This window comes from Bacillus sp. WP8 (assembly GCF_000800825.1).
GTDB classification, from domain to species: domain Bacteria; phylum Bacillota; class Bacilli; order Bacillales; family Bacillaceae; genus Bacillus; species Bacillus safensis.
The window spans coordinates 2,579,575-2,594,047 of sequence record NZ_CP010075.1 but is presented as its reverse complement, the minus strand read 5'-3'; the positions used below and the strand labels follow the sequence as shown (position 1 = coordinate 2,594,047).

17 protein-coding genes are annotated in these 14,473 nt (G+C 41.8%); 13 read left to right on the top strand and 4 right to left on the bottom strand.

Features of this window, described 5'->3' with window-relative positions:
- The first annotated feature begins 98 nt into the window (after nt 1-98).
- The 12 genes from QR42_RS13025 to QR42_RS12970 all read left to right on the top strand — a co-directional run bounded on the left by QR42_RS13025 (nt 99) and on the right by QR42_RS12970 (nt 11,835).
- On the top strand, nt 99-806 hold the full coding sequence (locus QR42_RS13025) for a DUF2953 domain-containing protein (protein WP_039180600.1): 708 nt from the start codon (nt 99-101) through the stop codon (nt 804-806).
- A 14-nt stretch (nt 807-820) separates the two neighbouring features.
- Nucleotides 821-1,273: a GerW family sporulation protein gene (gene ytfJ, locus QR42_RS13020; RefSeq protein ID WP_024424811.1), complete on the top strand. Its 453-nt coding sequence runs from the start codon at nt 821-823 to the stop codon at nt 1,271-1,273.
- A gap of 112 nt (nt 1,274-1,385) precedes the next feature.
- Nucleotides 1,386-1,886, top strand: coding sequence for a thiol peroxidase (gene tpx, locus QR42_RS13015; protein WP_024424810.1), 501 nt, complete (start codon nt 1,386-1,388; stop codon nt 1,884-1,886).
- A gap of 88 nt (nt 1,887-1,974) precedes the next feature.
- Nucleotides 1,975-2,949: a class I SAM-dependent methyltransferase gene (locus tag QR42_RS13010; RefSeq protein ID WP_039180596.1), complete on the top strand. Its 975-nt coding sequence runs from the start codon at nt 1,975-1,977 to the stop codon at nt 2,947-2,949.
- A 229-nt stretch (nt 2,950-3,178) separates the two neighbouring features.
- A complete protein-coding gene (locus QR42_RS13005) occupies nt 3,179-4,363 on the top strand; it encodes an acetate kinase (protein WP_039180594.1) in 1,185 nt (394 codons plus the stop codon).
- 103 nt (nt 4,364-4,466) lie between these two features.
- A complete protein-coding gene (locus QR42_RS13000) occupies nt 4,467-4,982 on the top strand; it encodes a MogA/MoaB family molybdenum cofactor biosynthesis protein (RefSeq protein WP_039180591.1) in 516 nt (171 codons plus the stop codon).
- A gap of 174 nt (nt 4,983-5,156) precedes the next feature.
- Entirely contained in the window at nt 5,157-6,368 is a 1,212-nt protein-coding gene (locus tag QR42_RS12995) for an argininosuccinate synthase (RefSeq protein ID WP_024424806.1), read from the top strand.
- Nucleotides 6,365-7,738 (top strand): argininosuccinate lyase, encoded by a 1,374-nt coding sequence (gene argH, locus QR42_RS12990; RefSeq protein WP_024424805.1) that lies wholly within the window; start codon nt 6,365-6,367, stop codon nt 7,736-7,738. Before QR42_RS12995 ends, argH begins: the two co-directional genes overlap by 4 nt.
- A gap of 120 nt (nt 7,739-7,858) precedes the next feature.
- Entirely contained in the window at nt 7,859-8,761 is a 903-nt protein-coding gene (locus QR42_RS12985; protein ID WP_039180588.1) for an aminoglycoside phosphotransferase family protein, read from the top strand.
- Between the two features lie 99 nt (nt 8,762-8,860).
- Complete coding sequence (locus QR42_RS12980) at nt 8,861-9,616, top strand: SDR family oxidoreductase (protein ID WP_039180586.1); 756 nt, start codon at nt 8,861-8,863, stop codon at nt 9,614-9,616.
- 65 nt (nt 9,617-9,681) lie between these two features.
- Nucleotides 9,682-10,365, top strand: coding sequence for a metal-dependent hydrolase (locus QR42_RS12975; RefSeq protein WP_039180583.1), 684 nt, complete (start codon nt 9,682-9,684; stop codon nt 10,363-10,365).
- A gap of 147 nt (nt 10,366-10,512) precedes the next feature.
- Entirely contained in the window at nt 10,513-11,835 is a 1,323-nt protein-coding gene (locus QR42_RS12970; RefSeq protein WP_039180580.1) for a CBS domain-containing protein, read from the top strand.
- Nucleotides 11,836-11,872: 37 nt separating this feature from the next.
- Here QR42_RS12970 and QR42_RS12965 read toward each other — a convergent pair whose 3' ends face one another.
- On the bottom strand, nt 11,873-12,175 hold the full coding sequence (locus tag QR42_RS12965) for a YtpI family protein (RefSeq protein ID WP_003216665.1): 303 nt from the start codon (nt 12,173-12,175) through the stop codon (nt 11,873-11,875).
- A gap of 147 nt (nt 12,176-12,322) precedes the next feature.
- On the opposite strand from QR42_RS12965, the gene QR42_RS12960 reads away from it, so the two are divergent.
- Nucleotides 12,323-13,264 (top strand): DHH family phosphoesterase, encoded by a 942-nt coding sequence (locus tag QR42_RS12960; protein ID WP_039180578.1) that lies wholly within the window; start codon nt 12,323-12,325, stop codon nt 13,262-13,264.
- 52 nt (nt 13,265-13,316) lie between these two features.
- On the opposite strand, the gene QR42_RS12955 is transcribed toward QR42_RS12960, so the two are convergent.
- The 3 genes from QR42_RS12955 to QR42_RS12945 form a co-directional block, all read right to left on the bottom strand.
- Nucleotides 13,317-13,502, bottom strand: a complete 186-nt coding sequence (locus tag QR42_RS12955; protein WP_003216400.1) for a YtzJ family protein — start codon at nt 13,500-13,502, stop codon at nt 13,317-13,319.
- Between the two features lie 108 nt (nt 13,503-13,610).
- On the bottom strand, nt 13,611-14,114 hold the full coding sequence (ytrI, locus tag QR42_RS12950) for a sporulation membrane protein YtrI (protein WP_003216226.1): 504 nt from the start codon (nt 14,112-14,114) through the stop codon (nt 13,611-13,613).
- Nucleotides 14,111-14,452 (bottom strand): sporulation membrane protein YtrH, encoded by a 342-nt coding sequence (locus tag QR42_RS12945; protein WP_024424798.1) that lies wholly within the window; start codon nt 14,450-14,452, stop codon nt 14,111-14,113. Before QR42_RS12945 ends, ytrI begins: the two co-directional genes overlap by 4 nt.
- Nucleotides 14,453-14,473 lie beyond the last annotated feature (21 nt).

Here is a 14,473-nt window from a genome sequence, read left to right as displayed (position 1 = left end):
CAGAGGAGTTTGGCCGCGTACCGGTCAAACTCTTTTTTTGTTGATTGGGTATAAAATCCAGAATGAGAGCCATAATCGTAGGGGAAGCATCATTTGTTATGGAGGAAGTGAGCACAGTGCTTTACGTTTGGATCGCAGCGTTGTTGTTTCTTGTGATCTTGTTGATTTTCATGAAAGTAACCATTTCGCTGGACTATTCGCATACAAACGACAATGACCATATTGCACTGAAGGTCATCACCTTATATGGATTGGTCAGACTCAAAAAAGAGATTCCGATGGTGAGGGTCAATCCAGAAGACCAAACGATTGATATTCGTGAAAAGAAAATGGAAAGCGCCAAAACCCCTGATCACGAAAAAGAATCGATGCATAAAAAAGTAGGAAAACGTGATATGAAGCAAATCCTTCATCAAATGGAGCGCATCACAAAAGAGATTGTCGATTTAAATCGGATCATGCGCAAGTTCTTCATTCACATAAGGGTTGTCTCATTTCACTGGTCGACATGGATCGGCTTTCATGACGCCGCTTTAACAGGTGTAGCAGCTGGCGGTGTGTGGTCAGTTAAAGGAGCGCTGCTTGCCTTTATGCAGGAGCATCTCAACTTTAAGCATAAACCAGTATATGAAGTCATTCCGGCCTTTCAGCACAACGTATCGCAGACTCAGTTTACATGTATAGCTTATTTTCGTATTGGACATGCTATGCTTGCAGCCATTCGTTTACTTGTCCATTGGTTAAAAGGGAGAAAGGCGAGAAAAAGTGCCTCTCTTCAAGCAACGAAGAATGAATCATCTGTTTAAGGAGGAACCCGAAAATGGCAGATCATCCAATCCAAGGTCTCATGAAGACAGCGATGGAAAACTTAAAAGAAATGATAGATGTGAATACAATCATCGGCGATCCAGTCGAAACCCCTGACGGCAGTGTCATTCTCACTGTGTCAAAGGTTGGTTTTGGATTTGCAGCCGGCGGCAGTGAATTTAACGGGAACCAAAAGAAGGAAAAGCGTTCTGATGATCAAGAACGAAAAGAACCGAGACTCCCATTTGGCGGCGGAAGCGGCGGCGGGGTATCAATTACACCAATTGCCTTCTTAATTGTAGGAACAAACGGAGTTCGAATGCTTCATTTGGATGAACACACACATCTGCTCGATAAAATATTGGATTCTGCTCCTCAAGCAATTGAACGTCTTCAGCACATGTTTAAGAAGGATGAGCGGGAGCACCGTCATAAAGAACGAAAACTAGATGACATAGACCTTTAAAAAGTTAGCTGCGCTGCAGTTAACTTTTTTTTCAAAATGGACGATTAGGCTTTGCAGTTTTTTGCTTTCTCTACTATGATAGAACCATACATTTGAAAAGGGAGGAATTGTTTTGGCATCGATCACATTTAAAGGAAGTCCTGTCACGCTTGTAGGAAATGAAGTAAAAGTAGGCGAGCAGGCTCCTGATTTTACGGTTTTAACGAACTCACTTGGAGAAGTTTCACTTTCTGATTTAGCAGGAAAAGTGACGATCATCTCAGTGATTCCTTCTATTGATACAGGTGTGTGTGACGCACAAACAAGACGTTTCAATGAAGAGGCAGCGGGTTTAGGTCCGGTCAATATTTATACGATTAGTGCAGACCTTCCATTTGCACAAGCACGCTGGTGCGGAGCAAACGGAATTGAAAATGTCGAAACATTATCTGATCACAGAGATATGTCATTTGGTGAAGCATTCGGAGTGTATATGAAAGAATTGCGTTTATTGGCGCGCGCAGTCTTTGTATTAGACCCTAACGGAAAAGTGGTTTACACTGAATACGTAAGTGAAGCAACGAATCACCCAAATTATGAAAAAGCCATTGAAGCTGCAAAATCACTGTTATAAAAGCAGCATCGACAAGAGCTCCGGCTTCAACCTGGGGCTCTTTTCAATGAGAACATATAGCTTTTAACAAAGCGAGGAGAGAAAAGCATTGCAGAAAGATCAAGTAAGTACTATTTTTGAACTGCTCGATACAGCTTCTATTCGATTGAAAAAGGAACAGAGCATTTCCTATATTGAGGCATTGGCAGAAGCAGGAGAAGCCTTTTTCCAAGCAAATGATCGAAACGGTTTATTAAAGGATTTAATAGAGAAAGCAGATTTTGCTTCTTATGATCATGAGCAGATTCGTAAAGCGTTTCAGCTCGCCGTATTGAAAGGTCAAAAGGATATTTCTCATCCAAATCGCCAGATGACGCCAGATACGATTGGACTGTTTGTCAGCTATTTGGTGAATAAATTTTTAGAAGGTCAAAAAGAACTTGTTGTCTTTGATCCAGCAGCGGGAACAGGAAACTTACTTCTTGCGGTTTTAAACAATCTCACTGCAGAAACAAAGCGCGGCTTTGCGTCTGAAATTGATGATGTGCTCATTAAAATTGCTTGGGCCCAGGCGAATTTAGAGGAGAAAGAAGTCGAGCTTTTCCACCAGGACAGTCTTGAACCGCTTCTGATCTCACCGGCAGATGTCACTGTATGCAGCCTGCCAGTCGGCTATTATCCAAATGATGAGCGTGCAGCAGACTTTGAATTGCAGGCAAAAGAAGGACATGCCTTTGCCCATTATTTATTCATTGAACAAAGCCTCCGCTACACAAAAGAAGGCGGCTTCTTATTCTTCATCATTCCAAACGATTTGTTTGAAGGTAAAGAAAGCGTACAATTAAAGGATTTCATCAAAGATCATGCGTATATGAATGCGTTAATTCAGCTGCCAGTGTCCATGTTTAAGGATAAGAAACACGCCAAAAGCTTATTTGTGATGCAAAAGAAAAGAGAAGGGCTGGAAGCACCAAAACGAATGCTGTTTGCCAATCTTCCATCTTTCTCACAAAAGGAAGCAATGGTCGGTGTGATGAGAAAATTAGACCAGTGGTTTATAGAAGAAAAAGAAACGAAAGAATAGCCAGAGATATTTCTGGCTATTTTACTATTCAGAAAATAATGACTTATTGATGTAAGCGATAACAGTTTGAAGGTGCACTTGAAATGCAAAGTTTTCAATGTTTAAATGAAAAAGTCAGATATTTTTCGGACTTATCGTTAAACTATAAAAGACCCGTCAAACAGGTTGAATATAGCACCGGAAAAAACGTGAAACCTTATATAACAACTGAGTAAAAGGAGCGACAGTAATGTCCAAAATTATTGCAATCAACGCAGGAAGCTCATCTCTTAAATTCCAATTGTTCGACATGCCAGAAGAAACCGTTTTAACAAAAGGTCTTGTTGAAAGAATCGGAATGGACAACAGTATCTTCACGATTTCTGTAGATGGAGAAAAGAAAACAGAAGTGACAGATATTCCAGATCACGCAGTAGCGGTCAAAATGCTGCTTGAAAAACTAACTGAATTTCACATCATCAAAGACTTTAATGAAATTGATGGCGTAGGACACCGTGTTGTTCACGGCGGAGAGAAATTCAGCGATTCTGTACTTTTAACTGATGAAGTGATTAACGACATTGATCAGCTTTCAGAGCTTGCACCACTTCACAACCCTGCAAACGTTGTAGGAATCAAAGCATTCAAACAAATTCTGCCTGACGTACCAGCGATTGCTGTGTTCGATACAGCGTTCCACCAAACTATGCCAGAGCAGTCTTACCTATACAGCCTTCCGTACGACTACTACAAAAACTTTGGTATTCGTAAATACGGATTCCACGGGACAAGCCACAAGTTCGTTACAGAGCGTGCAGCAGAGCTATTAGGCCGTCCACTAGAAGAGCTTCGTTTGATTTCTTGCCACCTTGGAAATGGTGCGAGTATCGCAGCAGTTGAAGGTGGAAAATCAATCGATACATCTATGGGCTTTACACCACTTGCTGGTGTTGCAATGGGTACACGTTCAGGTAACATTGACCCTGCTCTTATTCCATTCATTATGGAAAAAACAGGACATACTGCTGAAGAAGTGCTTTCTACTTTGAATAAGAAGAGTGGTCTTTTAGGTGTGTCTGGTCTGTCAAGTGACCTTCGTGATATCGAAGAAGCAACAGAAGAAGGAAACGACCGTGCAGAAGTTGCTCTTGATATTTTTGCGAGCCGTATTCATAAATACATCGGTTCTTATGCAGCAAGAATGAATGGCGTAGATGCGATCATCTTCACAGCTGGAATCGGTGAAAACAGTTCAGAAGTAAGAGCACGTGTACTTCGTGGTCTAGAATTCATGGGCGTTTACTGGGATCCTTCCCTAAACAACATGAGAGGCGAAGAAGCATTCATCAGCTACCCGCACTCTCCTGTAAAAGTGATCGTCATCCCAACAAACGAAGAAGTAATGATTGCAAGAGACGTTATGCGTTTAGCGTAAAAGTTTGAAAAGCTCTTTTCCAATAAGGAAAAGAGCTTTTTTCTGTTAAAAGCAGCATGCTATAATGTTGTCCAATATGAAGCAAAAGGGAGCGTTGCGGAAAATGAGTGTGACAGAACATAAACGAGAGGCGAAAGAAAGGCTTTATGTGAAGGTCATTACGGTCAGTGATACAAGAACGAAGGAAACAGATAAAAGCGGGCGCCTGATGATTGATTTGCTCAAAGAACAGGGACATCTTGTTCTTGCATACGATATTGTAAAAGATGATATTGGATCGATTCAAGACGCTGTGCTGGAAGGAACAAGCGAACCGAAAATAGATGCCGTCTTGTTAAATGGCGGAACAGGAATTGCTGCAAGGGATGTGACCATTGAAGCGATTACCCCTCTTTTTTCCAAGGAGCTGCCTGGCTTTGGTGAAATCTTCCGCATGCTCAGCTATACAGAAGACATAGGTTCAGCTGCTATCTTGTCCCGGGCAGCGGCAGGGGTCGTCAATCAAAAGGCTGTCTTTGCCACGCCGGGATCTACCGGAGCCGTTCGTTTAGCCATGACAAAACTCGTGATTCCAGAGCTTCCTCACGTCTTACGAGAGCTTGAAAAAGATCAAAAATAGCCCAAAATGACTCTGCCAAGAAAATTTGGCAGAGTTTTTTTCATAAAGGGGTTGAAAAAACAATTTTTCCTTGTTACAGTGTATACATACTAAATGCATGTTTATAAATTAAAACTTATTTTTATGCAAAAAAACATTCACAGAATCAAAACAAGCGAGAGGAGCTTTTCAATCATGTCACAAAATAAAAAAGTTGTATTAGCATATTCCGGAGGTCTTGATACCTCTGTTGCAGTTAAATGGCTACAAGAGCAAGGATACGAAGTTGTTGCTTGCTGCCTTGACGTAGGTGAAGGAAAAGACTTGGCATTCGTTCAACAAAAAGCGCTTCAAGTCGGAGCGGTTCAATCATACATGATTGACGCAAAAGAAGAATTTGCTGAAGAGTTTGCACTCACTGCATTACAAGCACACACAATGTATGAAGGAAAATACCCACTAGTATCTGCACTATCCCGTCCGCTTATTGCAAAAAAATTAGTGGAAGTAGCAGAAAAAGAAAATGCAGTAGCTGTTGCTCATGGATGTACTGGAAAAGGGAACGACCAAGTTCGTTTTGAAGTATCCATTAAAGCATTGAATCCAGATCTAGAAGTTCTTGCGCCAGTGCGTGAATGGAAATGGTCTCGTGATGAGGAAATCGATTATGCACAAAAACATGGTATTCCAATTCCGATTAACTTAGACAGCCCATATTCAATCGACCAAAACCTTTGGGGCAGAAGTAACGAATGTGGCATTTTAGAAGATCCTTGGGCTGCGCCGCCAGAAGGTGCATATGATCTGACAAATCCACTTGAAAAAACACCTGACACACCAGAAATCATTGAAATCACGTTTGAAAAAGGAAAACCGACAGCGATTGACGGTATCCAGTATTCATTATCTGATCTTATCCTTCATTTAAATGAAGTCGCTGGTCAGCATGGTGTTGGCAGAATCGATCACGTTGAAAACCGTCTTGTTGGGATCAAATCTCGTGAAGTGTACGAGTGCCCAGGTGCAGTCACACTTCTTAAAGCACATAAAGAGCTTGAAGACTTAACGCTTGTTAAAGAAGTCGCACACTTTAAACCAATCGTAGAACAAAAAATGGCTGAATTAATATACAACGGCTTATGGTTCTCACCGCTTAAAGAAGCACTAGATGCATTCTTACAAGAAACACAGCAAAACGTAACAGGTGTTGTACGTGTGAAACTATTTAAAGGCCATGCCATTGTAGAAGGACGTAAATCACCATATTCACTTTATGATGAAAATCTCGCAACTTATACAAAAGCAGATGAATTTGATCATGATGCAGCTGTAGGATTTATTAACCTTTGGGGCTTACCGACAAAAGTAAACAGCATCGTGAATAAAAAGGAGCAGGTTAAAGCATGAAAAAGCTTTGGGGAGGCCGATTTCAAAAAACACCAGAAAAATGGGTCGATGAGTTTGGCGCGTCCATTCATTTCGACAAACAATTAGTGAAAGAAGATCTGACCGGCTCCCTTGCTCATGCAAGTATGCTGAATAAATGCGGTATCCTCGGTGATGAGGAGGCCGCTGCCATCAAAGACGGACTAAATACGCTCATGAAAAAGGCAGAAGCGGATGAACTGGAATTCTCAGTAGATTATGAGGACATTCATTTAAACCTTGAAAAAATGCTCATTGATGAGATTGGTCCGCTTGGCGGCAAATTGCACACAGCGAGAAGCCGGAATGATCAGGTCGCAACTGATATGCACTTATATTTGAATAACCAAGTCGAGCATATCATTGAATTGATCTCTTCCTTTCAAACGGTGCTTGTAGAGAAGGCAGAACAGCACGTTGAAACGATTTTCCCAGGATATACGCACCTGCAGCGTGCACAGCCTATTTCGTTTGCCCATCATATGCTCGCCTATTTTTGGATGCTTGAGCGTGACAAAGCGCGCTTTCAAGATTCATTGAAGCGAATTAACGTATCTCCGCTTGGATGCGGAGCGTTAGCAGGAACGACATTCCCGATTGATCGTGAATATACTGCAGAGCAGCTTGGCTTTGATCACATTTACGAAAACAGCCTTGATGGTGTGAGTGATCGGGACTTCATTTTAGAGTTTTTGTCTAATAGCAGTCTTGTGATGATGCACCTCTCACGTTTTTGTGAGGAAATCATTTTATGGTGCTCGCAAGAATTCAAATTCATTGAACTCGATGATACGTATGCAACAGGCAGCAGCATGATGCCGCAGAAGAAAAACCCCGATATGGCTGAATTAATCCGCGGAAAAACAGGCCGTGTGTATGGCAACCTGATGGGGCTTCTCACGATTATGAAAGGCTTGCCGCTTACGTATAACAAAGATCTGCAAGAAGATAAAGAAGGCATGTTTGATACAGTGAAAACCATCGCTGGCAGCCTGCAAATCTTCACAGGTATGATTCAAACGATGACAGTCAACGAAGATGTCATGAAAAAGGCAACAAAAGAAGATTTCTCAAATGCGACAGAAGTGGCAGACTACCTTGCGAAAAAAGGCATGCCATTCCGTGAAGCACACGAAATCGTTGGCAAGCTTGTGTATACATGTATTCAAAAAGGCATCTACTTAAGTGATCTTCCTTTTGAAACTTTTACAGAAGCAAGCGAGCTTTTTGAACAAGACATTTACACTGTTCTTGATCCGTATGTGGCGGTTGAAAAAAGAACAAGTGCAGGCGGAACTGGATTCAAACAAATCCAGCTCGCTTTAGAAAAAGCAAAAGCCTGTCTGGCATAACTGATCAAAACCATTCGTTTATACGGATGGTTTTTTTGTCATGGAAAAAAGGAGATTGATGACCATTGGAGAAAATGAAAGCATACCAGCGTCAAGCAGAAGAGGGAGTGACAGCAGATCATGAAGAAAACGCTTGAGGCTTTGTTTCATCAACCGATAGTATCAGTGAAAACGTTAGGAGAACAATATGACGGACGGGCCAATGATGTGTGGCTGATCTCCTTACAAGATAAAACGGAATATGTGATCAAATCTCCTAAAACTGCAAGAGAAGAAAGTGAATTTGTGACTGGGATCAATATGATCTATGGAGTAGATGCTCATACTATACAAAAGTATATCGATCAAATTAATCAAAAACTGTCTCATACGAATTCGTTTCAGATTCCAGAAGTTGTTCGTAAAGTGAAGAAGGCAGGAAGACATTTTTATGTAATGGAGAAAGTAGAAGGAACACCTTTCACATCTTTCGATGGACGTTCATCAAACTTTTATAAGGATTATGGGAGGAAACTAGCACATCTTCATTCATATCGAACTGACTTTTTTGGGGCAGTATACGGAGCTGAAAAGAAACATTTGAGAGAATTTCATGCGGTGTTAAAAAAGGCTGTACCCAAACTCATAGAGCGTTATTACGCAGATCAGCCTGAATTTCATTGTTATACAGAAATTGTGTTGCAAAAGATTGGAAAGCTGAAGCCTCCTGATTCAGCCAGTCTTATTTTAATTGATTTAGATCCGTCTCAATATATTGAAAAAGATGATCAAGTAACGAGTTTAGTTGATACAGAATATGTCGTATATGGACCAGCTGCGTTTGATTTTATTGCATTGGAATACCTTTTGACAAAAGAAGCTGCCCGCGATGTCCAATTGGGGTATGAAGAGATTTGTCCGCTTCCTCGCGAGCTTCAAGAGGTGAGAGAATGCTATCGTTTTGTTTCGCTGCTTCTCGATATCCATGGCTCATGGGATCTGAAAAAGTGGATGAATCACCCTATACTGTTTTACTCCTATTGATAAAGGGTTCATAAGTGCGCCAGATGCCGGTTTATAGTAAAGTAAAAGATAAGATAAGAAACACGTGAACTTGCAACCTTTGCTTTAGGAGGAGATTGTGTGCGACACGCATTAATAACAGCGGGTTCTAAAGGACTTGGCCGGAAAGTCACCGAGTCTTTACTGAATATGGGGTATTCTGTGACAGTGAATTATCGAAGTGATGATGAAGCTGTCCGGCAGATGAGAGAAGAATTACAGCAGTACGAAGATAAGCTTCAATTTGTCCAAGGTGATGTGACAAAAAAAGAAGATCTAAAAAACATGGTAGAGCTGGCAATAGAGCGATTTGGGCGGATTGATGCCTTGATTAACAATGCTGGTCCTTATATTTTTGAACGAAAAAAACTGGCGGATTACTCTGAAGATGAATGGTATCAAATGATAGAAGGCAACTTATCAGCAGTATTCCATTTGTTCCGCATGGTCATCCCAATGATGAGAAAACAAAGCTTTGGCCGCATTATCACTTATGGCTTCCAAGGTGCAGACCATGCGCCAGGCTGGATGCACAGATCAGCCTTTGGAGCGGCAAAAGTGGGCCTTGCGTCATTGACGAAAACCATTGCGATTGAAGAAGCCGAAAACGGCATCACCGCCAATATGGTTTGTCCAGGCAAAATCGTTGGAGACATGAAAGAATCGACAATAGAGGAAGCCCGCCAAATTAAAGACGAAGAAACGCCAATAGGCAGGTCTGGTACTGGAGAGGATATAGGACGTATCATCTCATTTCTATGTGATGACCGTTCAGACCTTATTACAGGGACCGTCATTGAAGCAACAGGTGGTCTTAACGTGATTCACAGGCATTAAGTTTTTCAGCTTTTTATAGAGGGAATAAATGATATGAGATCAAAATTGAAAGGTGGATATACTACATGAAAGCTACATATCATGGACATTCAGTTGTACACATTGAAACAAACGGATATCATATTTGGATTGACCCATTTTTAAATGGAAATAAGCACACAGATATCAATCCGCAAGATGTGAAAGCAGATGTCATTTTACTGACACATGGACATGGAGATCACATCGGTGACACCATTGAAATCGCTAAAAACAATGATGCACTTGTTGTCGCGCCTTTCGAACTTGCCACGTATTTAAGCTGGCAAGGGGTGAAAACGCACCCGCTTTCTATTGGAGGCAGCCGTGAGTTTGAATTTGGTAAAGTGAAGCTCACGCAAGCGTTCCATGGTTCTGCTGTCATTGATGAAGAGGCACAGACAATTACGTATACAGGGATGCCATCAGGTATTTTATTTACCGCAGAGGGCAAAACAATTTATCATGCTGGAGACACTGCACTCTTTTCAGATATGAAGCTGATTGGTGAGCTGAATCATATTGAGCTCGCATTCCTTCCAATTGGTGATAACTTCACGATGGGGCCGGAGGATGCAAGAATTGCAGCAGAATGGCTGCGGGCAAAACAGGTCGTTCCGATTCACTACAGCACATTCCCGCCAATTGAACAGGATCCGCATGCATTTGCAGACAGCCTGCATGGCGGCGTCGGTCATGTGTTAAACAGCGGGGAATCAATCGAGATTTAATCCCCATATGAAAAAAGCTGGCACACAAATGCCGGCTTTTTTGTTTGCCTTCATCTGCTGAAAGAAAAGACAAATTGCTATTAAAAGCCTCCTGCCCTTATAATGAAACATAGATGAAAACGCTGAAAACAAAAAGGGTGAACGGGATTGGCGACAAAGCATGAGCAAATTTTATCGTATATTGATTCATTAGATGTCGGGGAGAAAATTTCTGTCCGGCGCATAGCGAAAGAAATGAAAGTGAGTGAAGGCACCGCTTACCGGGCCATCAAAGATGCTGAAAATAAAGGATTCGTCAGTACCATTGAACGAGTCGGCACCATTCGAATTGAACAGAAGAAAAAAGAAAATATTGAAAAACTGACATATGCAGAAGTGGTCAATGTCATTGATGGACAGGTGCTTGGAGGACGAGCAGGCTTACATAAAACGTTAAATAAATTTGTCATCGGAGCGATGGAGCTGGATGCGATGATGCGCTATACGGCAGCTGGAAACCTTCTCATCGTCGGAAACCGGATCAATGCCCATAAGCAGGCATTAGAGGCAGGGGCGGCTGTGCTGGTCACAGGCGGATTCTCAACAGATGATGAAATCATTCAGCTCGCAGATGAGCTAGAGCTGCCAATTTTATCAACAAGCTACGATACATTTACCGTAGCGGCTCTCATTAACAGAGCCATTTATGACCAATTAATTAAAAAAGAGATTGTGCTTGTAGAAGATATTTTAACGCCGATTGAACGCACTGTGTATTTATCACCAGAGGATAAGCTTGAAAAATGGTATGAAAAGAATTATGAAACTGGCCACGGCCGTTTCCCGGTCGCAGATGATCAAATGAAGATTCACGGCATCCTCACCTCAAAGGATATTGCGGGGCATGACCGCTCCACACCGATTGAAAAGGTGATGACGAAAAATCCGCTGACGGTCATTGGCAAAACATCTGTCGCCTCAGCTGCCCAAATGATGGTGTGGGAAGGCATTGAGGTGCTGCCAGTTGTGGATGATCATGCGAAGCTGATCGGGATGATCAGCCGTCAGGATGTGCTCAAGGCGCTCCAAATGATTCAAAAGCAGCCGCAGGTCGGAGAAAAGCTGGATGATGTTGTCTCAAGAGGGTTTAAAGAAACTGATACAGAAAAACCAAAAGCAGATGCGGTTTATCAATATGAGGTCACCCCGCAAATGACAAACCAGCTTGGAAACATTTCATATGGGGTGTTCACACAAATTTTAATCGAATCAGCCAACCGCTTCTTAAAATCTCATAAAAAGGGCGAGCTGATCGTCGAGAGTCTTTCTGTCTACTTCTTAAAACCGGTCCAAATGGAATCCACAATCCAGATCAAGCCGAATATTTTAGAAGTAGGGCGCAAGTTTGGAAAGCTGGAAGTCGAGGTGTACCATCAATCGAATATCGTAGGAAAAGCGATGCTGATGGTGCAGCTGATGGAGAGGGGATAATGATAAAAAGGGCGAACCCATGTCGCCCCTTTCCTTATTACGCGTGATCCTTTTCGCCTTCTTTTAAAAAGAGCGGAAGGTAATGCTTGTAGGCTTTATACCCAGCCCACGTACTGCCGATACCGACAGCAACAAAAATAAATCCGATGACAAATGCGAGTGACGAGCGGTTTAAAAATAATTGATTCACACCGAAAAGCAGGACAAAGCAGCCAAGGGCCATACTGGATTTCGCCGACCAGAATTTTTTCTCAACTGGCCGGTTCGTACGGACATTTTTTGCTTTGTAGTATAAATAAAACATGGCAGAACAAATAATAAACACAATCAAAACAAGCATGTGCCAAGCCTCCATTGTAAGTGGTTACAACCCTATTTTAAACGTAAATAGGCTTGCTTACTAGAATAAATTGTCTATTCCTCACTTTTCCGTCACGATAGATTATGATTTAATAATAAAAAGAGTATCGCATGAGAAGGAGTTTTTATGAAAAAAGAACTGATTAGAACCATATCATTATATGACACCATCATCATTCATAGACATGTAAGACCAGATCCTGATGCGTATGGATCGCAGTGCGGCCTTACGGAAATCTTGCGTGCCACCTATCCAGAAAAAAATATTTATGCGACAGGAACCCCTGAGCCATCCCTTTCATTTTTATATGAACTCGATGAGATACCAGACGACGTGTATAAAGGGGCCCTTGTCATTGTCTGTGATACGGCCAATCAAGCAAGAATTGATGATCAGCGCTATTTAATGGGCGATAAGCTGATGAAAATCGACCATCACCCGAATGAAGATCCTTATGGTGATTTGCTTTGGGTGGATACAGAGGCAAGCTCTGTGAGCGAGATGATTTATGAATTGTACTTAGAGGGGAAAGAAGAAGGATATCAGCTGAATACAAAGGCGGCTGAATTGATCTATGCCGGCATTGTAGGAGACACTGGCCGCTTCCTTTTCCCAAACACAACGAAAAAGACACTCAAATATGCAGGGGAACTCATCGAATATCCGTTTTCATCTTCAGATCTTTTCAATCAATTGTATGAGACAGATTTGAATGTCGTGAAATTAAATGGTTATATTTTTCAACATATTTCTTTGTCAGAGAACGGGGTTGCATCTGTGTTCATTAAGCGTGAAATTTTGGAATCGTTCCAAACAACAGCGCAGCAGGCCTCACAGCTTGTTGGGACACTAGGAAATATTGCAGGCATTAAGGCATGGGTCTTTTTTGTGGAAGAAAACGATCAGATTCGTGTCAGATTCCGCTCTAAAGGTGTCGTCATTAACACCATTGCGAAAAAATATCATGGCGGCGGCCACCCGCTTGCAGCCGGTGCGTCCATTTTTGATTGGGCCGTAGCAGATGAGATTTTGCGAGATTTAGAAGAAGTATGTAAATCATCATCATAAGAGAGGAGGGATATGAAGTCCCTTCTCTCTTTTTTTGTCATGGAGAAAAGGGTTACTTGCATACAGGGATAAACCAGCAGCCGATGTCTGTTGAATCTTCATAGGCTTGGAGATTTTGATGCTTTAATTCTTTTTTAATTAAATGAGCCATCATTTCTGTCTCAGCATAAGCACACATGCCGTCTTTGATCCGGCTTGCTTTGTCTCGTGCCATTTGACGATAGCTGTAAACCTCCATTGTCCTCACCTCTTTCTATTTAAGATCTCGTTCTACTTTTAGTGTATAAAAATGAAGCGTGAAAAGCGATCATTGAGGGCAGAAATTCATAAAAATTCCACAACCTGTTTATTCAGCAAATGAGATACGTACTTCAAGTGAAAGCTTCGTATAAATTGTCAGCTCTGTCACTTTCGCTCGGTATGCCTTTTCCCGAATCGTATATTCTTTATTTTCCACTGTCCGTTTTAGTAATTCCTTTGTTTTATAGACACTTTCAATATCCTTTGTAATGACTTCTGAGATATCCTCCTTGACCTGGTCTTCAAACTTTAGCGTATCTGGCTCTGGGATTTTATATTGCTCACGATTCACGAGATGAACATCTACGCTTTGGATCAGCAGCCGCTTCTTATTATCCTCATTTAACTTATGCAAATCTTCCCGATAGAGTGTGATTTGTTCCTTCAAACTGTCCATATGATGCTGCTGGCTCCTCAGCAGTGTCACTTGCTTTTCCTGAAAGGTTCCGTATGTAAAGAGAAAAATGAGCCAGCTTACAATCGCACCAAACATCATTCCTGCAAAAAAACGCTGCCAGCCTGGGCGTTTATACAGCTCCGGCACCCTCATGATGACACATGCTCCTGTGTGAGCCACGTAATAATGAGATACCCCGTTTGTGCGCCGCCCATGGCAGAGATAATTAATAAAATCTGCTTGAAAATATCACGCGTGTTTCCTTCGAAAATGCCTCGTTCAAAGCTATAAACAGCATCAAATGTTCCGCCGATAGCGGCGACAAGCGCCCAAATCTTTAAACGGTTGGCAAGACTAGTAATAATGGATAAAGGCGGCTGACCAGATAAATACGCACCAACACCGCCTATGATAGCACCACCCAAAATGACCCCAAGGGCGATAAAATAACAGCTGATAAAATTCGGAATAAAAGCTTCCTTCACATCCATTTTGTCCACCTCACTCTATTC